We start from the raw sequence: 23,014 nt of genomic DNA, 5'->3' as shown, positions 1-23,014 counted from the left end.
TACTGTTGACAGACTAAAAAAAAATGTCGTCATTGCGGGGAGGTACGACGAAGCAATCTTTAAGTATGATAGATTGCTTCGTCGGCTGAAAAAGCCTTCTCGCAATGACGATTCTTCACGAATTGACTTTTATGCAGGTTACCAGAATAATCTATTTAAACAATAGCGGAGCAAGCTCACGAAGGCTTCGGCGCCAGGTCTGGAATTCGTGACCTGTATTTTCTGAAACATAAGATACGGCATTGTAGCCTGCTTCTTTTAATGCTGCTACAGCATTTTTTACACCTTCAGGACGTTCCTTGCTTCCACAGCTTATGAAAATCAATCGCGGTTTTGGCTTGTCTTTCAGTTCGGCAGGGGTGAATGTTCCTCCACTCAACAATGCATAGTAGCCAAAAAGTTCCGGTCTGTTAAGCGTAATGGTATGTGTCTCCATACCGCCCATGGACAGTCCGGCCATAGCACGGCCATTTGAGGTTTTTATCGTTGAAAAGTTGGTGTCGATATATGGGATCAGCTCTTCCGTTAATAAGGTTTGAAAGCCATCAATCTTAAAATCTTTCATACGTCCCCATTTAGTTTCATTGGTCATCCCATAGGTCATCACAATGATAAACGGCTTAATTTTTCCTTCTGCAATCAGGTTGTCCATAATCAGGTTCGCTCGGCCCTGATTACTCCAGGCCGTTTCGTCTTCGCCCCATCCATGTTGCAGATACAGTACCGGAAAGCGTTGTTTATCTTTACCATAACCTGGTGGCGTGTAAACATATGCCCTGCGTGAAGAGTTGGTACTCTTTGATGGAAAAAGTATTTGCTGCACATTTCCATGGGCTACATTTTTATTGGCGTAAAAATCTTCGTCCCTGGCCGGGATTTCAATTCCACTTTCCCAGCGCGTTGAGCCAAAATAATTCATTGAGCCAGGATCATTAAATACGCCGCCATCAATGGTCAGGTGATAATAGTGGAAACCCTCGTCCATTGCCCCGGCAGTGGTGCCGATAAAAAAACCGTCGGCCGTTTTGGTGAGTTTAGTTCCGCCTTGTCCTCCCAAACCTAGGCTTACCCTAATACTATCGGCCTGCGGTGCTTTGATGCGAAACCTGGCGTAGCCTTGCGAATTAACCTGTGGAAACTCCTGGCCCGGCTGATTGGTTACAGCGGGTTTGAAGTCATCTTTAATCGCCTCAGGATTGTTTTGAGCCTGGCATATACCAAAGCTAAGGCTTGTTCCCAAAGCAATTATCATAAATTTGAATTTCATCATATTTGGTTGATTAAGTTATGTAGTCCGCCTGGCCCTGTAGAGGAAGCGTTAAGCAGATTGCTTAAAGATAATGGATATATCTATTTGGGGTTGCGCAGATTGTTTAGTTTTATAGCAGAAATGTTTAATGCCATTGAGGTAAATGGTTAGCCAATCTTTTGCAGCGCTAAACCTGGTTCTCGGCTTTTTTAACCAATAAAAAAGGCGGTCCGTAAACGAACCGCCTGAATCAAGTATAATTCCTTTTCTTTATTTGCCAAGCAAGGCAAGTGAATTTTCAGTGTTTAAACTGGTTTTCGTATTAGCGGCAACAAATTTGTCCATCGTTAACTTTTGTTCTTTGCCCATTACCAGCATATGGTCGCCGGTTGAGCCGCTTAAGGTTAAGTCAGCATGATCTTCAATCACTGTATACAATCCTTCAGTTTGTGAGTTTAAGTCTAAGGATGCATTTCCGCTTAAAAAAACCTGCAGGTATTGCGCATTGATCTTACCTTGTGTTTTTACTTTAGCATTATCCATGGCCTGGATTCGGTAAATATCATTTACATAAATGGTCAGTCTCGCAGTGTTATTGTCTGCAGCGGAAATTTCTAAACCATCTCCGCTTTGCATCACCTTAACTTCTCCGCTGTTTTCATCCGCATAGCTAATGCCTGTACGTTTTCCCTGTATAATGGTCAGCTCTACATTTCCTTTTACTTTAATGCGTTTGAAGTTCAACACTTTTGAAGCATGAACTGGTTTAATGGTTTCAGTTGCATGAGCTGATACTACTGCTGAAGTTGATAACACCAATGCTAAAGATGATGCGAATAATGTTTTAAGTAAAGTTTTCATATGCTTTAAATTTTAAGTTTTTATAATGTTTTTATTGATTGTTCTGATTATAAGACGTGCAGACCCGGCAAACGTTTCAGCGTAAATCAGGGCATTATACCAGTCTGGGGAGCCAATCGACCAACGCCCAAAATTTAAAGACAAAAAGATGGTGGTCGCTGTGAATTTTCCTGATTCGCTTTGCAGGTAGATGATTGTAATTCTTTTTTATTTGAGGAAGATGGGTTTTATCGTTGCCGTTGTGGTGATGCCTTTCGGGTTCCGGTAACAATCAAATCCATGTTGATTTGGAGCATAACCTGATATAGGTAAATGAAGGAAATTGTGATTTAACACAGTTTTTCGTATATTTGTGGTCTGGTATTTGTACCGGAAAAACTTTCTCTGGGGCCGTTCTTGGATTTGACGGGGTGGCGAAAGTTATGTTAGCATGCAGTGCGTTGTTCGGAGAGCACTTAAAGTGAACGATCAAATTTTAGTTGGCGAAAATACTTACGCCTTAGCTGCCTAGTTTAGAACTAGCTTAGCTTTTGTCCCTCTAACTGCTGCATTGTTGGGTTAGAATCTGGGGCATCGAAACAACAAAGCTGGCTTTAAGGAGATACGACTTAAAGTGAGACAAAGTATCTAAGGATATAAATAAGGTCGGTTTTCAGCCCGTTTATTTCCCGAAAATCAACTGAAAAATAAGCATGTAGAAGGTATAATTTATCTCACAACTGGACAAGGGTTCGACTCCCTTCGGCTCCACAAAAAAACCTCTATTTGATTGATTAGCAACTTCGCAAATTATTAAAATAGAGGTTTTTTATTCTAATCTGTTTGCAGATTTTTTATAAGCACCTTTTGATTCTAATATCGCTTCTTTTATTAAAAACATATTTGATTTATTTACGTTGACAACTTATAAACTGGACAATTATTTTTATATTTGATTTCAATATTTATAAAATGAGCGAAAAAGACATATTATTACTAATTGAGCTTGCAGAGAAAAAACTTGCTGAAGTAGAAAATATGTCAAAGACAGAAGCTATTTTATCTTTGAACGACGCTGGTATTTTGACAAAAAAAGGCAAATTGATGAGTGCCTATTCTGAACTGGAGGAAGAACCAGCTTAAACATATCATTAATGTATGATCAAAGGCCTAATATGATTATTGGCTTTCATGGCTGTGATGAAAGTAAAGCAAATCAATTAGTAAACGATCCAGATACGATTTCATTTAGTAAAGAAAACTACGATTGGCTTGGTCATGGGTTGTACTTTTGGGAAAATAATTACGACAGAGCTTTAGAATGGGCTACACACAAAAAAGCACAGGGAAAAATAAAAAAAGCTGCGGTTGTTGGAGCCATCTTACAGCTCGGACAATGTTGTGATTTCCTAGATACCAAATTCATTAGGACGATTTCTGTCTATCATAAATTGATGGAAAGTCAATATCAACAAGCCGGAAAAAAATTACCAGAAAACTTAAATGCGACTGTAGATCCACATAATGATCGCTTACTAAGGATGTTAGATTGTGCTACAATAGAATTTATGCATAAAGAGATAACCCAGAAATATAACGAAGATATTCTAAACACAGGTTATTCGAACATCAAAGTTTTTGACTCTACAAGAGGTGTTTTTACTGAAGGTGGCTTAGCATATACTGGAGCCGGAATATACGCTAAAAGTCATATCCAAATTTGCATCAGGAATTTTAATTGTATTAAAGGATTCTTTTTCCCTAGAAAAGAGATAGATTTTCCTACACCAATTAAAACTACCTAAACTCTCATCGACTGCGGTATAACTTTTGTCCCTCTAACTGCTGCATTGTTGGGTTAGAATCTGGGGCATCGAAACAACAAAGCTGGCTTTAAGGAGATACGACTTAAAGTGAGACAAAGTATCTAAGGATATAAATAAGGTCGGTTTTCAGCCCGTTTATTTCCCGAAAATTAACTGAAAAATAAGCATGTAGAAGGTATAATTTATCTCACAACTGGACAAGGGTTCGACTCCCTTCGGCTCCACATTATTGAATGTTAAAACAGAAAACACTGCAAATCAAATGTTTGCAGGGTTTTTTTACAAAGATCATTCATTAATCTGCAATAAATGAAGTATTGAATTCTCTTTTAACAGATAGTATAGCCTAAATATCTTTATTTTTTTCGATGAGCTGCATCATATGTTTGTTGAATAGCGAAACATCATCCTTTAAGGTATTAAAAAATGCCAGGTCGGCACGCTCAATCTCAATCAAAGCTTTTTGCAAAACGCGGCCTCCATCAGTTGTTAACTTAATCGTCTTTGCTCTTGTATCTGTTTTGTGTTCCTGCCTGGTGATAAAGCCTTTTTCCTGGAGGGTACGCAATACTTTTGATACCATCATTCTGTCTGCATTGCTTTGGTTGGCAATGTCTACCTGGGTTACGGCATCACTTTTTTTCGAAAGCCATGCTAAGGCTGCCATTAATACCAATTGGGTTTGTGTTAAATTTAAAGGATCAAGTACCCTTTTTTGCTTTCGTTGCCAAAGCATAGTGACTTGCCCTAACAGATAACCTGGACTATCTGCCGGGCTTTTAAAATGAAATTCAATTTCTTCATACATCATTCAGGATCCTCTTTTTAATCAAAATATTCATTCTCTTCTTATATCGATAAAATTAAAAATTCCGTAGCTAATTCCATATCAGATCTATTTTAATATTTGTTTTGTCGTTTATGTGAATTGCATATGCTGGTTTATTTAGCATTCAGGAAAGTCAATTTATAGCCATCAAGATCTTTAACATGAAATGCACGGCCAAATGGCGTTTCAATGATTTCTCCCGTAGTTGTAACCCCATTCCCAATAAACTTTTCTTTCAGTTCTTCAACATTTTCCTCAACTGCGAACCAAATGGCCACCCCAACACCCAGTTCTCTGTCTTCGAGTGGTTCAAGAGGAGTACGGATAGCAAAACTTGCTTCGCCCTGGTTATATTTAAAAACACAGGCTTGCGGATTCGAGTTGCCGACTTCGAAACCCAAAAAGTTCTCATAGAAGGCTTTTGAAGCGTCTAAATTTTTTACTTGTAGGGATGCAAATGTTAATTGTCTCATAGCTTTTATTATTTTTTTGTTGTTGTAAATATAATATACACGACTACAAAATATTACCAGATTAATTATTTTTACAAATAATGGACAATTAAATTATTAGGTAATTCAGAAGTTTTGAATGGCTTGATCTTATTTGGAAAATATCATTTAAAATCTCAAACCTTATAAAGAGCATTTTATTTTAAGATTAACATCGGCCTAAATTTTACGGCACCATGTCTTTGCATCTCCTGTAAATCCCTGATCTATCAGCTTAATAGATTCTAACTATTTCATTATAGAATTAAATGATTGTGATTAGTTATTTCAATTCTCTAATTTTAATCATCGGTTAATTTTTAATAACAGATCAGATTTTCACTAACAAAATATTATACATAATGGAAAAAGAATCGAACGATATCAGCAAATGCCCGTTCCATAACGGCAGCATGAAGAGTAATGTAGCAGGCGGTGGCACTAGAAATGGGGATTGGTGGCCTAAACAGTTAAATTTGAGTATTTTACGTCAGCATTCCAGCTTATCTAACCCAATGGATGATGGATTTAATTATGCTGAGGCTTTTAAAAGTCTAGATCTGGCAGCTTTAAAGGCAGATCTTCATGCACTGATGACCGATTCGCAGGATTGGTGGCCGGCAGATTTCGGTCACTATGGTGGTTTGTTTATCCGCATGGCCTGGCACAGCGCCGGAACCTATAGGGTAGGCGATGGCCGTGGTGGTGCTGGTGCCGGCTTGCAACGTTTCGCGCCGCTGAACAGCTGGCCGGATAATGTAAGTCTTGATAAAGCGCGTAGGTTGCTTTGGCCAATTAAACAAAAATACGGGCGCAAAATTTCCTGGGCAGATTTGATGATTTTAACCGGTAATGTTGCCTTAGAATCGATGGGTTTTAAAACCTTTGGCTTTGCTGGTGGTCGTGAGGATGTTTGGGAAGCTGATGAATCGGTATATTGGGGTTCAGAAACCACCTGGTTAGGTGGCGATCTCCGTTATGGGCATGGTTCTGATGGCGCAGATAAGGTACACGGCGTGGTGGTTACAGATGATGATGCTGATGGCGATATACACTCCCGTAATTTAGAAAAACCCCTTGCAGCGGTGCAGATGGGCTTAATATATGTAAACCCTGAAGGACCGGATGGAAATCCGGATCCGATTCTCGCGGCCAAAGATATTCGCGATACTTTTGGTCGCATGGCGATGGATGATGAAGAGACTGTGGCCTTAATTGCAGGCGGCCATACCTTCGGTAAAACCCATGGAGCTGCTTCGGCAGACCATGTGGGCAAAGAGCCTGAAGCTGCCGATATCGAAAACCAGGGTTTTGGATGGAACAACAGTTATGGTTCTGGCAAAGGTGCTGATGCGATTACCAGTGGACTGGAAGTAATCTGGACCACTACACCAACGCAATGGAGCAATAATTTTTTCGAAAACCTTTTTGGATTTGAGTGGGAATTAACGAAAAGTCCTGCCGGTGCACACCAATGGAAAGCGATCAATGCAGATGCCATTATTCCAGATGCCTTTGATGGATCAAAAAAACACCTGCCAACGATGCTAACCACCGATCTTGCTTTAAGATTCGATCCCGCGTATGAAAAAATATCAAGACGTTTCTTAGAAAACCCTGATCAGTTTGCAGATGCATTTGCAAGGGCCTGGTTTAAATTAACCCACCGCGATATGGGGCCGGTGGCACGTTACCTGGGGCCAGAAGTACCACAGGAAGAATTGTTATGGCAGGATCCGATACCCGCTGTTGACCATGTGTTAATCAGTGAAAGTGATGTAGCTGCATTAAAAGCAAAAGTATTGGCTTCAGGATTGAGCGTTTCAGAACTGGTTTCTACGGCATGGGCTTCAGCTTCTACCTTCCGTGGTTCCGATAAACGTGGCGGGGCAAATGGCGCAAGGATCCGTTTGGCACCACAAAAAGACTGGGCTGTTAATAATCCGCCGCAGTTGCAAAAAGTATTGAATGTATTGGAAGGGATTCAAAATGAATTTAATGCGACGCAGTTTGATGGTAAAAAAGTCTCCTTGGCCGACTTAATCGTGTTGGCAGGCGTTGCTGCAGTAGAAAAAGCAGCTGCTGATGCGGGACATTCAATTTTAGTACCATTTACACCCGGCCGGATGGATGCTTCGCAGGCACAGACCGACATCGAATCATTCGGTTATCTAGAGCCAGCGGCAGATGGTTTCCGGAACTACCGTAAAGCTAAATCACCTGTTCCTACTGAAGAATTCCTGATCGATAAAGCCCAGTTGCTTACTTTAACCGCGCCTGAATTAACGGTATTGGTAGGTGGATTGCGTGCATTGGATACGAATTTCGATGGATCTAAAAACGGTGTGCTAACTACAAAACCAGGTCAGTTGACCAACGATTTCTTTATCAATTTATTAGATATGGAAACCGCATGGAAAGCTATTGCAGAGGATAAAGAGCTATATATGGGAAGCAGCCGTTCAACTGGTCAGCCAAAATGGACCGCAACCCGTGCTGATCTGGTATTTGGTTCCAATGCCGAATTAAGGGCTATTGCAGAGGTTTACGCAAGTGCTGATGCAAAAGAAAAATTTGTGAAAGACTTTGTGGCCACCTGGAATAAAGTAATGAATTTAGATCGCTTTGATCTGATTAATTAGAAATCAAAGTTTAAGAGCCTGTTTAGAGACAAAATCAAATTAATTGTATGTCAGTCTGAGCGTAGTCGAAGACGCTTCAACACATTATTAAAAGTAATCTGATTGCGCTTAGCGTAAACAGCAAAATGCTTTCCAATATCTGATGTAAATTTTAAACAGGCTCTAAAGAATTTTTGCTATGCCCCTAAAAAGTTAGATACTTTCCGGGGCATTTTTATGATGTAAAAACAGTTTTGAGCTTTTTCTTTTCTTTAAAATCTCAAAAATTTATTAGCTTTGTCCTATTCCTGATGAACAATCTTTTTAATGTTTAGGAATTATGACAGAATATATCTACATATCATCCCCTTCACAAATTGCCTGACAGGCGATAATTTGCTGTAATTTGTTATTAATTTGATTGATTGCCTCAAGGGCTGTTCAGTTTATATTATACAATATTTTATTTTCAGAAGAAGGGGTATATCCTTGATCAAGGATGAATAGCGACCCTCATTCATTTTTAAAGAAAATTTAATGGAAGTCCGATGGACACATACGAATTGCCGTGTAGAATTAGGACTTCACGGCAGAAAAAACGGTTGGTAAAGACAGACCGTGACAAACAATTAATAAAATTAAGTAAAAGAAGATCCGAACTTTGTAAGCAAATACGAGCGCTGCCCAAGGTCCCTCTTGAAAAACCTTATCAAAGTGGTTGGAAAAGATATTTTGTACTCAGATCTGATATTGCAGTGAGCATAAGGGCTGAATTTTATGCAACATTACTTGCGAAGATCAATACGGTTGAATACCATCACGATAAAACATTTAAAAGGAAAAAGCGCCGTAGAGGAAGATATGGCTATGAAATTAAAAAGCACTCGCTTCGGGTACTTACGCCATATTTATGGGAAAGTAGCAATTTAGGTCTCACCGAACAGGAAAAAGCGTGTTTTAGTCAGGTTGAATTGTACAATGTTAAAACCCGCGAGCAAGAAATCAGATATGTTTTTACCGAGCCTTGGCGGTACAGCTTAAAAATTGCACCACACATGATCACACACAAAAAATTATTAGATACGGAACTTGTTAGTGAGGCTGATCTTATCGAAAACCGGATTAAGTGTAATAATTTGGGCGGTCGTATGCATGTATTAACCAACGGAAGGAAATATAACTTCTGGCGAAAGTACACATCTCTGGCAAAATACGATATGATGACGAAAATTCCTAAGTATAAATCTAAAGAAACGTATTTAGAATTAGATTTTTAAAAATTTAAAAAATAATTAAAACAATTCCCAAACTCATTTGTCTTATATTCTCATTAGTTTGTTTGGTTTAGTTTTATTCTGTGGATGCAAATAAAACAAAATAATTGGCCTCATAGAAATATGAGGCTTTCTAGTTTATATACGGTGCCTATTCGGTCGCAACATTGTCGATGTTGATTACTTCTCCTTCAAAAAAAATAATAGACTTTACTCGATAAGCTAGTTTTTTTTATCAAATTCTTAAAAATACGCCTAAATATTTGAGGTTTAATTGTTTAAGATGCAGTGGTTTCTCATTCACCTGAAATATTCAGTCAAAAATTTCAGCTTTTGTCAAAGTAATTATACCGTAATTTAATTTATACGATAATGTATTTCTAGTCTCCGAAACAATATTCTTGATTTCCTAATAAAATACTTAATATTGAATACATAAAACGATTTATGAATAACCGAATATAAGATGAGCTGATGGCGTTATTGTACCCTGTGCGTAATATATGTCTGTGTAGTTTGCTTTTGTGTAGTTTTAATCCATCTATATGGGAGCCCTTATTACAAAATTGCTTACTTAAGCGGTCTGATTGAAAGAATTGATAAAGCGTTTTAGCTGCTAGCAGTAGAAATTTTACACTATTAACTAACCATTTACTAAACCTAAACGAATGAAAATCAATCTACTCAAGATTTCGGGGCTTTCTGCGCTTTTTCTGCTCAATAGTCCTGCTTTTTCGATGAATCCGGTTGTTGAAAAACCCAAGGGGTTTTCCGGCCCTAACTTGCCTCTGGTGCATATTCAAAATCGAAAAGTAATTACAGGCACCGTATTAGACGAAAAAAATATGCCTATCCCTGGAGTTGGCATCAAAAACCTTTCGTCAGGTAAAACTGCAGTAACTGATGATGCGGGTAAATTCAGCATTGAGGCCAATGTAAACGATGTGATCCGTTTTTCTTATGTTGGCTATCAAAATAAGGATGTTACAGTAGGGAGCGAAGCCAACATCAGCGTTAAGATGACACCTGCTGAAGCCAATAAGTTAGATGAGGTGGTGGTAATTGGTTATGGATCGGTGAAAAAAACCGACCTGACGGGGTCTGTTGGCGTAGTTAAAGCAAGTGAACTTCAGGAACGTCCGTCTTCATCCCTCAACCAGGCATTAGCCGGCCGTATCTCCGGGGTACAGGTAAATACCAACTCAGGTCGGCCTGGCGGACAAACCAACATCAAAATCCGCGGATTTAGTTCAATCAATACGAGTAACAATCCTCTTTATGTGGTAGATGGTGTGGCTTTGCCGGTGGGCTCGCAAACACAGAATAGTAATGCCATTGATTACATCAATCCAAGCGATATCGCTTCAGTAGAGGTGCTAAAAGATGCTTCTTCTACGGCCATATATGGCGCAAGGGGTGCAAACGGGGTAATTTTAATTACCACTAAAAAAGGAACTGCAAATGCCCAGCGCATTACTTATGATGCAGATTTTGGCATAAATACCCTAGCCGCACACCATGTTAAGATGCTTGATGCTTTCGAGTATGTAAAAGTGCAGGACCTAGCTTATGAAAATATCAAAGTTTACGATCCGGTAGGTTGGGCAGCAGGAAGTTATGCCTCTACGCCAGTTCCCAAGGCTGCCAGAATTGCTTTACCTCAGTTTTTTGATAGCAACGGAAATCCATTATATAATACGGATTGGTTAAAAGAATCTACTCAGAACAAACTTTCCCAAAATCATCAGCTGGGTTTTACCGGTGGCAATGAAAATAATACTTATGGTGTTTTTGCAGGCTATCGCGACGACCAGGGACTCTTGCTAAACTCTTATTTAAAACGTTATTCGGGCCGGTTTAATTTCGATAGTAAAATTAAACCCTGGTTAAAGGTAGGCGGTAATTTGAGCTACAATAATCAAGATGAAAACATAGTAGATCAGGGAACGGGCGGCCTAAATTCAGTGCGTATGATTACAGAAGCATTCCCTTTTCTACCCATTAAACTGGCTGATGGCAAATGGGGCGATAATAAACTGATCCCATGGGCAGAAGGAGGCTCCAATCCGGTACATATTTTAACCGATCAAAAATATGGCATGGTTACCCAAACGGCTTTGGGAAGTATTTATTCTACCATTAGCTTTACTAAAGATTTAGAGTTTCGTACCCAATTAGGAGCCAATATTGTAAGCCGTAACATTAATGAATACAATGCCAAACAATTATACGGTATCTCCGACGGGCAGAATGGAACGGCGAACGTAACCAACGATCGGGAAACCTTCTGGTCATTGGAAAACTATTTAACCTATAATAAACGTTTCGCCGAGTCGCACGCCATCAATGCCTTATTAGGTATTTCTTGGCAGGCGACCAATTTCTTTAGCAATACCAGCCATGCTGAGAATTTTGTAACCGATTTTTATGGAAACAATAACATGGGCTCCGGAAGTAAATCGATTACAGTAGGCTCCAGTCGTAACAGATCGGCTTTCAACTCTTATTTCGGAAGATTAAATTATGCCTTTAAAGATAAATACCTGGTTACTTTTACGGGCAGGGTAGATGGCTCATCCAAATTCGGAGAGAACCATAAATTCGCTTTTTTCCCTTCGGCTGCACTGGCATGGAAAGCCTCAGATGAAGATTTTCTTAAAGGAAACAAAACCATCTCTAACTTAAAACTAAGAACCAGTTATGGTTTAAGTGGTAACTCGGAACTGCCAGCCTATCAGTCGTTGGCTACATTGGTGAATAATGCCGCTATCATTAACGATAGCAGGGTAACGGGTATCGGTATTGGCCGGTTAGCCAATCCAGACCTGGTTTGGGAAAAAACAGCACAGGTTGATGCAGGTTTAGAGTTAGGCTTGTTTAACAACCACATTAATTTAGAAGCCGATCTTTATTATAGAAAAACAACCGATATGTTATTGGATGCCCCGGTTCCGCGTACCACAGGATACGCGGTGATCAGAAAAAATATCGGATCGATGCAGAACAAAGGTTTAGATTTAGGGATCAATACGGTAAACGTACAAACTGATAATTTTACCTGGAAAACCAGTTTCAATATTTCCCTTAACCGCAACAAGGTACTTTCTTTAGCCACTCCTGATGATATTTTTGGTGTGGGTAACCCAAATTTTACCAATCAAACCGGTATTATCAGGGTAGGTGAGCCGGTAGGATCATTCTGGGGGCTGGTACGTTTAGGCACCTGGAGCGAGGCCGAAAGGGCAGAAGCAGCTAAATTTGTGAGTTACCGTGGTGGTAAAACCTTGCTTCCGGGCGACATCAAATATTTGGATGTAAACGGTGATCATGCCATTACCGATGCCGATCGCCAGATTATTGGCAACGGAATGCCAAAAGGCTGGGGATCCTTTGGTAACTCATTTCGCTATAAAAACTTAGAACTGATTGTAGAATTGCAATACTCTTATGGCAATGATGTGTTGAATATGACCCATCACTCGGGTGAAGACAGACAGGTACAGGCCAATAGTTTTGCCAGCGTATTAAATGCCTGGACTCCGCAGAATCAAAATACACCGATTGCCGCCATCAGGGATCAGGCTGCGGGATATGTAACCAATGTAGATACGCACTGGTTGGAAGATGGCTCTTTCATCCGCGGTAAAAACCTGTTGCTGGGTTATACTTTTGATAAAGCACTTGTTGAAAAATTACGCTTAAGCAAACTACGTGTTTATACATCTGTTCAGAATTTCTTCCTGGCAACCAAGTACACGGGTAACGACCCTGAGGTAACTACCTACGGAAATGCATTTGCACAAGGTCAGACATTTTTCGATTATCCAAAGCCAACTACTTTCATGGTAGGCTTAAACATTGGATTATAAATATTAAAAAAGAAAGGATATTAACATGAAAATCAACATAAGAAATATCGCTGTTTTGTTTTTGCTGAGCGGCGCTATCATCGGGAATTCGGGATGTAAGAAATTTTTAGATGAAACAGATCCCACCAATCTTTCACCAAATAGTTTTTATACTTTGCCCGAACACGCAGAAGCAGGTATTGCTGCTGTTTATGCAGAGCTTCGGTTTATAGGGAATGGTGCGGGTATTTATTCCAACAACTGGCAGATGCTTGATGCGCCAACGGGCATACAGTCAACCGAAACTGCACAAAACTCCGATCTGAACAATTTGTATTCCCTCATTTATGACGGTACAAATCTGCATGTTAACCAAAACTGGAACGGACTTTATAAAGTAATAGCACAAGCTAATCTGGTGTTGGATAAAGTTCCGGGTATTAATCCAATGGATAATGCACAGAAAAAAAGAATTTTGGGAGAGGCTGCGTTTGTCCGTGCCTGGGCCTATTTTTACCTGGTGCGTTTATGGGGCGATGTGCCTTTAATTACTAAGCCGGTTACCAGTCCTAACGATCCTAATTTTGCGCCTTCCCGTACACCACAGGAACAGGTTTACAAATTGATTGTTGATGACCTGGTTGCTGCAGAAGCCGCCGGCTTGCCTTATACGGATGCCAGCGGACGTGTTTCTACAGCAGGAATTAAAACTGAACTGGCAAAAGTATACCTGACCATGGCCGGGCAACCCCTTAACAAAGGAGCAGCTTATTATAGATTAGCTGCGGATAAAGCCAAAGAGGTAATTGATTATTCAGCAGGAAATCCATCATCACTTGGCTTGTTTACCAATTACGGAGCGCTGCATGATGCAAAGAATGACAATAAAGTAGAGCATTTGTTTGGAATCCAGTACAATGATGCTGCCGGATCGGGGAACCCCTTACAGTCATCTTATTTACCCTTGCACCAGCCATTGGTTTCTAAAATTGATGGAATTGGAACGGCTATTCCGACTACAAGTTTTTATGGTTCGTATGAGGCGGGAGATTTAAGGGCTAAAAACCGGGAAGGTTATTTCTTTACCGATTATTATACAGATGGATTTAAAATGCCGCTGGTTAATCGTGGTAAACCTTATATTTTTAAACACTTCGATCTGATTGCAAATGGAACACTTGGGGTAGAGGGAACCAGCAGGAGCGATCTGAATATTCCACAGATCCGTTATGCCGAAACCTTATTAATTTATGCTGAAGCACAGAACAGGGCAGATGGTAGTCCGAATGTTGCTGCCTATGCTGCGGTAAATGCCATACGTAAAAGAGCACAATTGACTGATCTTGCAGGTTTGAGCCAAACAGAGTTTGAAGAAGCCGTTTGGAGAGAGCGCTGGCATGAGCTGTGTTATGAGGGCATTATATGGTTTGATATGGTTCGCTTGCGTAAAGTATACAATGAAACCACCAATGGTTTTGATAATTTTGTCGGACATATTAATAAAAGTGTAAACCAACCATTGCAAACCAAACATTTGCTATTCCCGATCCCTACTCCTGAAATCAAGAATAATCCTAACCTGACGCCAAATCCAGGTTATTAGCAGTTATAGGATGGTCGCCGTAACACTGACCATCAATATTTTCAACAAAACGGGTGTCCGATATTCGGATACCTGTTTTTTGTTTGGAGGGGCAGACTATTAAACCAAACCATATAACCAGAGAATGGCGCTTATGGCAATTTGTAAAATGGGTAAAAAATAAAAAGGCCTGAAAGGATTTTTTTTAATTAATTAGGCTTATTTTTGCAGCAAATTATAGAACCACACAGGAGATCAACAAATTCCTGTGCACCTCGACAACTATTTGAAAGTTAATATTTAATCCATGACAAACGACAAAAAAGAAATATTCGAAAGCGTAGCGCAACGTTTAAAAATTGAAGGTTTTAATGTAGTAAATCGCGATGAAACACGTCCCTGGGGTGGTTTCTTTGTAATAGATGAAGCGCAGGCACAACAATTTGCAGATACTTATTTTGATGGATTAAATGTTGAAGACCTTAAAATTGGTGGTAAATTAAGTCCGAAAATCTTAATCGTTGCGCCAAATACACGCCTGTCATGGCAATATCACCACCGCAGGGCAGAAATCTGGCAAGTGGTTACCGGCACGGTCGGCATCAAAACCAGCCAGACTGATGAAGAAGGTGAAGTAAAAAAATATGCACCAAAAGATCAGATTAAATTACAACAAGGTGAACGCCACCGTTTAATCGGCTTAGAAGATTGGGGAGTAGTTGCTGAGATTTGGCAACATACCGATGCTTCAAACCCATCAGACGAAAGCGATATCGTACGCGTTCAAGACGATTTCGGTAGATAATAAAATAATAAAACATTATCCTGTTCCACGTTTTAGAACAGGATAATGTTTCTCTAAACGTTTAGGCCAGTATAGTTTTTGTACGGTATGAAAACTAAAGGTCTTAAAGCTACGTTTATATAGTATACACACTCATACATGATTATCCTCATTTTTTTTCTTTGCCATTGGTTTTTATCCCTATTTAGCCAAACCTTTTTCCTTCACCGTTACTCTTCACATAAGATGTTTAAAATGGAGCGTTTTTGGGAGCGGTTTTTCTATCTGGTATTACTGATCTCGCAAGGTTCATCATTTTTAAACCCGCGGGCTTATGCCATCCTGCATAGGATGCACCATGCCTATAGTGATACCGAAAAGGATCCACATTCTCCACATTTTTTTAAGGATGTTTTCGGGATGATGATTGCAACAAAGAATATGTACATGAATTACCTGAAATATAAAATACAGCCGGAACCTGCTTTCCAGGGAAATTATCCTGAATGGCCATTGGTTGATAAGATCGGAAATTCATGGGCCTGGAGAATTGCATGTGGTTTGTTTTATATCGGTTTTTACATTGCTTTTGCCAATTACTGGTGGATGTATTTACTGTTACCGATCCATTTTTTAATGGGCCCATTACATGGGGCAATTGTAAACTGGTGTGGACATAAGTATGGTTATTCAAACCATGATAATGAGGATCATAGTAAAAACTCCTTACCCTGGGATTTTTTATTGATGGGCGAGCTTTTTCAGAACAACCACCACAAAAAACCAAATAGTCCAAATTTTGCTACTAAATGGTGGGAGTTTGATCCAACCTATCCGGTAATGAAAGTATTGCACTGGATGAAGATTATCAAAATCAGAAAGGTTTAAAGCCTATATTCGATATTCCATGGTCTGTGTCTCACAGACCATTAAAGATTTCTTTTTCCACTGTTGTCTGTTAATTAAACCTTACAGCAGCGAAGATCCTTTTTGCTTGCAGTAACTTTCAAATACCCTGTCATGTTGAGGTACGAAGCATCTGCAAGCTATGAAAAACATACCAGCACAAAGTAGTATAGCACCCCACAAAGATTGAAGCACCCGCTTGCAGTACGGACAGGAAATGGCAGGACTATGTTAACCGAAACGAACAGAACCTTGCTTTCTCATAAAAACGTATTATTTTTTGCCACGGAAACACGGAGCACATCCCGCGCTTGATCAACCCTGGGGTATAATTTATGAAATAAAAATAAATGGCAGGAGAACTTAATAGTAAATAAAATCTCCTCTGATTATCGTCATTATAAGAAGGTTTTTTCAGCCGACGAAGCAATCTTTTATGGCAAGGATTAATGGTATGAAAGATTGCTTCGTCGTTCCTCCTCGCAATGACGGTCGTGTTAATGGAGCCTGTCAATGGTAGCGGAGTCGAATGGTAAAGGCAAGAATTTTACCATAAAATCCTTTTTGCCTGTCTTAACGTATATATTCTAATCTGTTTCAAAACTTAAACTATCATATGATCAACCTCCTCAAATTTATTTTCTCCGTACTGTTGGTTTTTATGTGTTATAAAGTAATCAGCACTTCGTTAGAAAGTAACCTTTTCGAACAATGGAATTTCCTGGGCAGCATTCCGTGGATGCGTGCTACCCTCTGGGATTTTTATGCCAACATCTTTATTATTACACTTTGGATGTTTTATAAAGAAAAAAGCATTATTCTTAAAATCTCTATTGCTATTTTGTTCGTATGTTTAGGCAGCATTGCAACCCTGGCTTATGTTTTAGTGTATTTATTTAAACTAAAAGATGGTGAAGGTGTTAAGGAATTACTTTTAAGACGTGAGGTGTAAGATTTAGGTTGCAGAATGGCTTAACGGTTTTTCTTAGCAAAGCTAACTGGCTTTTGGGCCTTAAACCTTTTACTTTAAACTTATGCCGCTCCAAACAGGACATCTTTTATCTATCGCACTCCTTTCGCTTATAGCCTGCTGTTTTATCATGGCTGTGGTTTGGCTTTGGGCGAAGAAAATCAAAAACGCAGGTGTGGTTGATGTTTTTTGGGCACTGAATTTTCCTGTAATTACCATTATCACATTTTTTTTATCTGAGGGCTACGAACCCCGGAAGATTTTAATCTGTGGGATGTTTTTACTGGCTGAGTTACGTTTGGGTGTTCATCTTTGGCAACGTGTTATTGGTCATCTGGATGAAGAAGAAGGCAGGTATGTACAGTTGCGTAAAGAATGGGGAGACAAAGCCGATCGAAATTTCTTTGTTTTTTTTCAATTTCAGGCCATATCAAATGTCATACTGGCCATTCCATTTTTTATCATCACCGCCAATCAGTCGCAGGCTATTTCCTTTTTTGAGTATGCAGGTGCATTGGTTTGGGTAATCGCATTTTTTGGAGAAATGATTGCCGACAGACAACTTGCGGCCTTTAAAAAAGATCCGCTTAATAAAGGCAAAGTATGCGACACCGGTTTGTGGTACTATAGCCGTCACCCGAACTATTTTTTTGAATGGCTAACCTGGATAGCTTATTTCATTTTTGCGCTGGCATCGCCATGGGGAATTCTGGCTATTATTAGCCCGGCGGTGATTTTGTACTTATTAACGAGGGTTACCGGCGTTCCGAATAACGAAGAACAAAACCTAAGGAGCAAACCTATAGCTTATAAAAGATATCAGGAAACAACGAGCGCTTTTTTTCCGTGGAGTAAAAAGAGGTAAAATGGAAAATGTGATATGGATAAGGTCCATGCAAACTGCAAATCCATCAACCGTTTCACATCGTACATTAACCTAAACCTTAAATCATACATTTTTATTACACGTAAACCTTCAACCTTACAACCTTTAACCTTCCAACCTCAAAATGTGGTACGATAAACTTTTAGAAAACGACAAACTTCCGGATACCGCCTTGCGTATAGGCATTAGAAAATTGTGCAAACAGCGCCTGGATGATGAAACGCTGGGCAATGAAGAATTGCAGCAGGAAAAATTTATGGACCTGGTGGCTGAGCTGAAGCAATCGCCTATTGCGGTAAATACTGCTGATGCGAATGAACAGCATTACGAGCTTCCAACCGAATTTTTTCAGTACTGTTTAGGCAAAAACTTAAAATACAGCAGTGGTTACTGGAAACCTGGCGTTAAGGATATTGATACTTCGGAAGAAGATATGCTGGCACTAACCTGTAAAAGGGCCGATTTACAAAACAGACAGAATGTTTTAGAATTGGGCTGTGGCTGGGGATCGCTGTCACTGTATATGGCAGCTAGATATCCGGAAAGCACTTTTACCGTAGTGTCTAACTCTGCTACACAAAAAATTTTCATTGATGAAACGGCTAAGCAACGCGGAATCCAAAACCTAACGGTTTTAACTGCCGATATGAATACGTTTACCATTGCCGATACATTTGACCGGGTGGTTTCTGTTGAAATGTTTGAGCACATGCGCAACTATAAATTTTTGCTTAACAAGGTGGCCTCATTTATGAAACCTGATGGAAAGCTGTTCGTACATATTTTTACGCACAAAACCCTGGCTTACAAATTTGAAGTGATTGACGAAACCGACTGGATGAGCAAATACTTTTTCACCGGCGGGATTATGCCATCCAACCATTTGTTCTTCTACTTTAACGACGACCTTAAAATTGATAAACATTGGGTGGTAAATGGAACTAATTATGGAAAAACGGCTGAAGCCTGGTTAAGCAATATGGATAAGCATAAAAAGGAAATCATGCCTATTTTCGAAACGACTTACGGGAAAGATCAGGCGGTGAAATGGTGGGTATATTGGAGGTTATTTTACATGTCGTGCGCAGAACTTTTTAATTACAACAAGGGAAACGAATGGATGGTATGCCATTATTTGTTTGAAAAGGTTTAAGGTAAAGGGTTTAAGGTATATCGTTTATCCGTCTCAAATCTCATGTCTCACGTCTGACATCTTCCATATTACATTATCCATCATACATCATGAAAACACTCGCCATTATTGGCTCAGGAATAGCAGGCATGGGTTGTGCCCATAAACTGCAACATCAATATGATCTTACGATTTTCGAAGAAGCAGATTATATTGGCGGACATACCAATACGATAACGCTTGAAGAGGATGGTAAACCCATTTATCTGGATAGCGGCTTTATGGTTTTTAACTATCAGACTTATCCAAACCTGACAGAGATGTTTGCAGAGATTGACGCACCCGTAATGAAGACAGATATGTCTTTTAGCGTGCAGTTTCTCCCCAAAAAGTTAGAATATAGCGGCTCAAGCTTGAATCATCTTTTTGCCCAGCGGAAGAATTTATTCAATATTCCGTATTTAAAAATGTTGATGCAGATTAACCGTTTCAACAAACAAAGTGTAGAAATTTTAGATAAGCCTGAATACCAGGATTATTCGATCGGGCAGTTTTTTAAGGAATTTGGCTACAGTGGCGATATGCTCTGGCAATACCTCATCCCAATGAGTGCTGCGGTATGGAGCGCACCGATGGAACAGATTCTGGATTTTCCGGCAGTCACCTTGATCCGTTTCTTCAAAAATCATGGTTTTTTAGGTTTGAATACCCAGCATCAATGGTATACATTGCAAAACGGTAGTCAGGCTTACCGTGAAAAACTGATTGCCCCGTTTCGCGACAGAATTAAGATCAATACCAAAATTGTAGCGGTAAAACGGTTGGAGAATGGTAAAGTTGAAGTAGAAAACCAAAAAGGTGAGAAATTGGAATTCGATAAAGTAATTATGGCCAGCCATGCCGACCAGACTTTTGAGATCGTAAAAGATAAAACAGCGCTGGAATCTGAATTGCTTTCCAACTTTAAATACCAGTTAAACAAAGCTGTTGTGCATACTGATGAGAAGCAGATGCCTGAAGCCAAACTGGCCTGGAGCAGCTGGAATTACCGTGTAGAACAGCAAGGTGATAAGTTATTGCCAAGTACTATTTATTGGATGAACAATTTACAAGGTGTTTCTGAAAAGCAGAATTACTTTGTTTCCATTAATCCCACCGAAACGTTAAATCGAGATAGGATTATCAAAGAAATTGACTACCATCATCCATTGTTTGATGTTCCGGCAATGCAGGCGCAGGAGCATTTGCACAGGCTAAATGAAACCGGTCCTGTTTATTATTGCGGAAGTTATTTTAAATATGGTTTTCATGAAGATGCTTATAAGAGTGCGGTGGATTTGTGTGGGATGATGTAACGGATATCTCTTAAAATACGTCATTTCGACTGGAGTGCAACGCAGTCGAGAAATCTTGCCAGATAGATCTCTCCATTTCGCTGCACTCCAGTCGAGATGACGACTTTTCTTTTTAACGATCTATTATAAAAAATTCTTCGCTGCGCTCAGAATGACAGCACGTTAAGAATGATAAATCATCATAAATTTTGTAAATTGTAATATTAATGCAAATCAACTCATCTATCTACACCGCAAAAGTCATGCACCACCGCCTGGCGCCCAAAAAACATTCCTTTTGGTATAGCGTGTATATGTTTTATATCGACCTGGATGAATTGGATCTGTTGGATAAAAAGTTGCGCTGGTTCAGCAGGAATAAATTTAACCTTTTTTCTTTTCGTGATTCGGAGCACCTTCAGTTACCAAAGGAAAATCCCGATCAAACCAAAAACGCACGTCAGCATGTAGAAAGTTATTTAAAGGAAAATGGTATTGACGGTAGCAGACTTAAAATAAAACTGCTTACCAACCTCAATGTGCTGGGTTACAACTTCAATCCTGTTTCCTTTTATTATTGCTTTGACGAGCAGGGCAATCCGGTTTGTTGTGTGGCCGAAATCAGCAACACTTACCGGGAAATGAAACTTTTTTTCTTTGGAAAAGACGAATTGCATGGGGATACCTTTACCAAAATCACTACTAAATATTTTTATGTTTCACCGTTTATTGACCACGACGATGCTTTCGATTTTAAGTTGAGGGTTCCGGCTGATAAACTTGATATCAAAATTGACGATATAGATAAGCAGGGCAATCGCTTTTTTATCAGTACTTTGACAGGAGAAAAGAAGTCATTAACCAACACGGCTTTGCTTCGTTATTTTTTTTCTATCCCCTTCATTCCATTGCAGATCATGGGCATGATCCACTGGCAGGCCTTCAAACTTTGGATTAAAAAAATACCTTTTCATCCAAAAGCCGAAAACCCTGAATTGCAACGTAACGTATATAAACCCTACAAACCACAAATTAAATAGATCAGACACTATGAATACGCTTACCGCCGCCAGAACATCAAAGGGCTTTTTCGAAAGAGCAGTATTGAATGCACTTTCTAAAATGACCTTGGGCAGATTGGAACTTTCATTGCCAAGTGGCGAAACACTTGTTTTTGGAAATGGTGAACATCAAATAGAAGCGCACATACAGGTAAATCACCCTCATTTCTTTAAATCCATCGCACTTTATGGCGATATCGGTTTTGGTGAAGGCTATACCTCCGGCCTTTGGGATACCACAAATATTACCAACGTAATTAAATGGGTCATCCTGAATATTGAAAATGCACCCTCAGTAACCGGAAGTAAGGTAAATTCCATAGCGCTGAATATTTTTAAATGGGTAAACAAAATCTACCACGTGCGCAGGGCAAATACTTTGGCAGGATCGCAGAAAAATATTTCAGAGCATTACGATCTGAATAATGATTTCTTCGCCACTTTCCTGGATAAAACCATGACTTATTCGAGTGGTTACTTTAATCCCGATGATTTAAGTTTAGAAGACTCGCAATATGCCAAATACGATCGCCTGGCGAGGCAGTTAAAAATCAAGTCGACCGATCATGTATTGGAAATCGGAAGTGGCTGGGGTGGTAATGCCATTTTCTTGGCTAAAAACTACGGCTGTAAAGTTACTTCGGTAACCATTTCTAAGGAACAACAGAGATTAGCGATGGAACGCGTGCATGAAGAGGGATTGGCCGGTAAAGTTTCGATCATTATCCAGGACTACCGCAAAATTGAAGGTGTTTTTGACAAAATCGTATCAATCGAAATGCTGGAGGCTGTAGGACATCAATATTTGGAAACCTATTTTGAAAAATGCCAGCAATTATTAAAACCTGATGGAATTTTTGCCTTTCAGGTCATTACGTCTCCTGATTGTAGGTACGATAAATTGAGAAATGGCGTAGATTGGATTCAGAAGCATATTTTTCCGGGTTCGCTTTTACCTTCGGTAGCAGCCATTAACAAAGCTATAAATGAAACCGGTGATTTAACCATGGTTGATTTAAAAGATATGGGTTTGGATTATGCCCGCACACTTCATTTATGGTTTGTTGAATTTAACAAAAACCTGAATAAAGTGAAAGCATTGGGTTTTGATGAAACCTTTGTCCGCAAGTGGAACTATTACCTGAATTATTGTGAAGCTGCTTTTGCCATGCGGAATATTAATGTGATGCAAATGGTTTATTCCAGACCTAACAATATTTCGAGGTAAGGATGATGTGAAATGGAGGATGTAAGATGGAGAAGTGAAATTCTTATCTTCCATTACACATTTTACTTCTTCCATGTTTTTTTGCCGATAAAAGTGTGGCCTTCGCCGGGTAATTGATAGAGTTGGTGCAAAAAGTATAGCGTATTATTGTAA

Annotated in this window: 18 protein-coding genes and 1 other RNA gene; 15 read left to right on the top strand and 4 right to left on the bottom strand. The window is 39.5% G+C overall.

The window, feature by feature from the left end; all coding sequences use genetic code 11:
* Positions 1–151 precede the first annotated feature (151 nt).
* On the bottom strand, positions 152–1,270 hold the full coding sequence (locus tag DV942_RS07705; protein WP_244950848.1) for an alpha/beta hydrolase-fold protein: 1,119 nt from the start codon (positions 1,268–1,270) through the stop codon (positions 152–154).
* Positions 1,271–1,519: 249 nt separating this feature from the next.
* Positions 1,520–2,110 carry a GIN domain-containing protein gene (locus DV942_RS07700; RefSeq protein ID WP_145856557.1) on the bottom strand — a complete coding sequence of 197 codons (591 nt, stop codon included), beginning with the start codon at positions 2,108–2,110 and terminating at the stop codon, positions 1,520–1,522.
* A gap of 386 nt (positions 2,111–2,496) precedes the next feature.
* Here DV942_RS07700 and ssrA point away from each other — a divergent pair.
* From ssrA to DV942_RS24210, 3 genes are all read left to right on the top strand, one after another.
* Positions 2,497–2,863, top strand: a transfer-messenger RNA (tmRNA) gene (gene ssrA, locus DV942_RS07695).
* A gap of 198 nt (positions 2,864–3,061) precedes the next feature.
* On the top strand, positions 3,062–3,232 hold the full coding sequence (locus DV942_RS23440; protein ID WP_186462443.1) for a hypothetical protein: 171 nt from the start codon (positions 3,062–3,064) through the stop codon (positions 3,230–3,232).
* A gap of 11 nt (positions 3,233–3,243) precedes the next feature.
* Entirely contained in the window at positions 3,244–3,894 is a 651-nt protein-coding gene (locus DV942_RS24210; protein ID WP_450091369.1) for a hypothetical protein, read from the top strand.
* Positions 3,895–4,261: 367 nt separating this feature from the next.
* Here DV942_RS24210 and DV942_RS07685 read toward each other — a convergent pair whose 3' ends face one another.
* Both DV942_RS07685 and DV942_RS07680 read right to left on the bottom strand, forming a co-directional pair.
* Positions 4,262–4,726 carry a MarR family winged helix-turn-helix transcriptional regulator gene (locus tag DV942_RS07685; protein WP_244950847.1) on the bottom strand — a complete coding sequence of 155 codons (465 nt, stop codon included), beginning with the start codon at positions 4,724–4,726 and terminating at the stop codon, positions 4,262–4,264.
* A 131-nt stretch (positions 4,727–4,857) separates the two neighbouring features.
* Positions 4,858–5,217: a VOC family protein gene (locus DV942_RS07680; protein ID WP_145856554.1), complete on the bottom strand. Its 360-nt coding sequence runs from the start codon at positions 5,215–5,217 to the stop codon at positions 4,858–4,860.
* A 380-nt stretch (positions 5,218–5,597) separates the two neighbouring features.
* On the opposite strand from DV942_RS07680, the gene katG reads away from it, so the two are divergent.
* The 12 genes from katG to DV942_RS07620 all read left to right on the top strand — a co-directional run bounded on the left by katG (position 5,598) and on the right by DV942_RS07620 (position 22,861).
* On the top strand, positions 5,598–7,877 hold the full coding sequence (gene katG, locus DV942_RS07675) for a catalase/peroxidase HPI (RefSeq protein ID WP_145856552.1): 2,280 nt from the start codon (positions 5,598–5,600) through the stop codon (positions 7,875–7,877).
* Between the two features lie 527 nt (positions 7,878–8,404).
* Positions 8,405–9,133, top strand: coding sequence for a hypothetical protein (locus tag DV942_RS07670; RefSeq protein WP_145856550.1), 729 nt, complete (start codon positions 8,405–8,407; stop codon positions 9,131–9,133).
* Between the two features lie 665 nt (positions 9,134–9,798).
* Positions 9,799–12,999 carry a SusC/RagA family TonB-linked outer membrane protein gene (locus DV942_RS07665; RefSeq protein ID WP_145856548.1) on the top strand — a complete coding sequence of 1,067 codons (3,201 nt, stop codon included), beginning with the start codon at positions 9,799–9,801 and terminating at the stop codon, positions 12,997–12,999.
* Positions 13,000–13,024: 25 nt separating this feature from the next.
* On the top strand, positions 13,025–14,581 hold the full coding sequence (locus DV942_RS07660; protein WP_145856546.1) for a RagB/SusD family nutrient uptake outer membrane protein: 1,557 nt from the start codon (positions 13,025–13,027) through the stop codon (positions 14,579–14,581).
* Positions 14,582–14,867: 286 nt separating this feature from the next.
* Complete coding sequence (locus tag DV942_RS07655) at positions 14,868–15,365, top strand: cupin domain-containing protein (protein WP_025142534.1); 498 nt, start codon at positions 14,868–14,870, stop codon at positions 15,363–15,365.
* Between the two features lie 138 nt (positions 15,366–15,503).
* A complete protein-coding gene (locus DV942_RS07650) occupies positions 15,504–16,232 on the top strand; it encodes an acyl-CoA desaturase (protein WP_090981758.1) in 729 nt (242 codons plus the stop codon).
* A gap of 634 nt (positions 16,233–16,866) precedes the next feature.
* The gene (locus DV942_RS07645) at positions 16,867–17,202 is read left to right on the top strand and encodes a DUF1475 family protein (protein ID WP_145856544.1); all 336 of its coding nucleotides are present in this window, start codon (positions 16,867–16,869) and stop codon (positions 17,200–17,202) included.
* A gap of 82 nt (positions 17,203–17,284) precedes the next feature.
* Complete coding sequence (locus tag DV942_RS07640; RefSeq protein WP_145856542.1) at positions 17,285–18,085, top strand: DUF1295 domain-containing protein; 801 nt, start codon at positions 17,285–17,287, stop codon at positions 18,083–18,085.
* Between the two features lie 145 nt (positions 18,086–18,230).
* A complete protein-coding gene (locus DV942_RS07635) occupies positions 18,231–19,259 on the top strand; it encodes an SAM-dependent methyltransferase (RefSeq protein ID WP_145856540.1) in 1,029 nt (342 codons plus the stop codon).
* 89 nt (positions 19,260–19,348) lie between these two features.
* Positions 19,349–20,593: an NAD(P)/FAD-dependent oxidoreductase gene (locus DV942_RS07630; protein WP_090981765.1), complete on the top strand. Its 1,245-nt coding sequence runs from the start codon at positions 19,349–19,351 to the stop codon at positions 20,591–20,593.
* 206 nt (positions 20,594–20,799) lie between these two features.
* Positions 20,800–21,612 (top strand): DUF1365 domain-containing protein, encoded by an 813-nt coding sequence (locus DV942_RS07625; protein WP_090981767.1) that lies wholly within the window; start codon positions 20,800–20,802, stop codon positions 21,610–21,612.
* Between the two features lie 10 nt (positions 21,613–21,622).
* Positions 21,623–22,861, top strand: coding sequence for an SAM-dependent methyltransferase (locus DV942_RS07620; RefSeq protein WP_145856536.1), 1,239 nt, complete (start codon positions 21,623–21,625; stop codon positions 22,859–22,861).
* Positions 22,862–23,014: the final 153 nt, after the last annotated feature.

The sequence above is a fragment of the Pedobacter suwonensis genome (assembly GCF_007833675.1).
Classification (GTDB): Bacteria; Bacteroidota; Bacteroidia; order Sphingobacteriales; family Sphingobacteriaceae; genus Pedobacter; species Pedobacter suwonensis.
This window is presented reverse-complemented; position numbering and strand designations above follow the sequence as displayed.

Excerpts from the sequence above, each read along its gene's own strand:
- DV942_RS07660 (WP_145856546.1), top strand. The coding sequence starts at position 13,025 with ATGAAAATCAACATAAGAAATATCGCTGTTTTGTTTTTGCTGAGCGGC.
- katG (WP_145856552.1), top strand. The coding sequence starts at position 5,598 with ATGGAAAAAGAATCGAACGATATCAGCAAATGCCCGTTCCATAACGGC.
- DV942_RS07630 (WP_090981765.1), top strand. The coding sequence starts at position 19,349 with ATGAAAACACTCGCCATTATTGGCTCAGGAATAGCAGGCATGGGTTGT.
- DV942_RS07620 (WP_145856536.1), top strand. The coding sequence starts at position 21,623 with ATGAATACGCTTACCGCCGCCAGAACATCAAAGGGCTTTTTCGAAAGA.
- DV942_RS07625 (WP_090981767.1), top strand. The coding sequence starts at position 20,800 with ATGCAAATCAACTCATCTATCTACACCGCAAAAGTCATGCACCACCGC.
- DV942_RS23440 (WP_186462443.1), top strand. The coding sequence starts at position 3,062 with ATGAGCGAAAAAGACATATTATTACTAATTGAGCTTGCAGAGAAAAAA.
- DV942_RS07655 (WP_025142534.1), top strand. The coding sequence starts at position 14,868 with ATGACAAACGACAAAAAAGAAATATTCGAAAGCGTAGCGCAACGTTTA.
- DV942_RS24210 (WP_450091369.1), top strand. The coding sequence starts at position 3,244 with ATGTATGATCAAAGGCCTAATATGATTATTGGCTTTCATGGCTGTGAT.
- DV942_RS07640 (WP_145856542.1), top strand. The coding sequence starts at position 17,285 with ATGCCGCTCCAAACAGGACATCTTTTATCTATCGCACTCCTTTCGCTT.
- DV942_RS07670 (WP_145856550.1), top strand. The coding sequence starts at position 8,405 with ATGGACACATACGAATTGCCGTGTAGAATTAGGACTTCACGGCAGAAA.
- DV942_RS07635 (WP_145856540.1), top strand. The coding sequence starts at position 18,231 with ATGTGGTACGATAAACTTTTAGAAAACGACAAACTTCCGGATACCGCC.
- DV942_RS07665 (WP_145856548.1), top strand. The coding sequence starts at position 9,799 with ATGAAAATCAATCTACTCAAGATTTCGGGGCTTTCTGCGCTTTTTCTG.
- DV942_RS07645 (WP_145856544.1), top strand. The coding sequence starts at position 16,867 with ATGATCAACCTCCTCAAATTTATTTTCTCCGTACTGTTGGTTTTTATG.
- DV942_RS07705 (WP_244950848.1), bottom strand. The coding sequence starts at position 1,270 with ATGATGAAATTCAAATTTATGATAATTGCTTTGGGAACAAGCCTTAGC.
- DV942_RS07685 (WP_244950847.1), bottom strand. The coding sequence starts at position 4,726 with ATGATGTATGAAGAAATTGAATTTCATTTTAAAAGCCCGGCAGATAGT.
- DV942_RS07700 (WP_145856557.1), bottom strand. The coding sequence starts at position 2,110 with ATGAAAACTTTACTTAAAACATTATTCGCATCATCTTTAGCATTGGTG.
- DV942_RS07680 (WP_145856554.1), bottom strand. The coding sequence starts at position 5,217 with ATGAGACAATTAACATTTGCATCCCTACAAGTAAAAAATTTAGACGCT.
- DV942_RS07650 (WP_090981758.1), top strand. The coding sequence starts at position 15,504 with ATGATTATCCTCATTTTTTTTCTTTGCCATTGGTTTTTATCCCTATTT.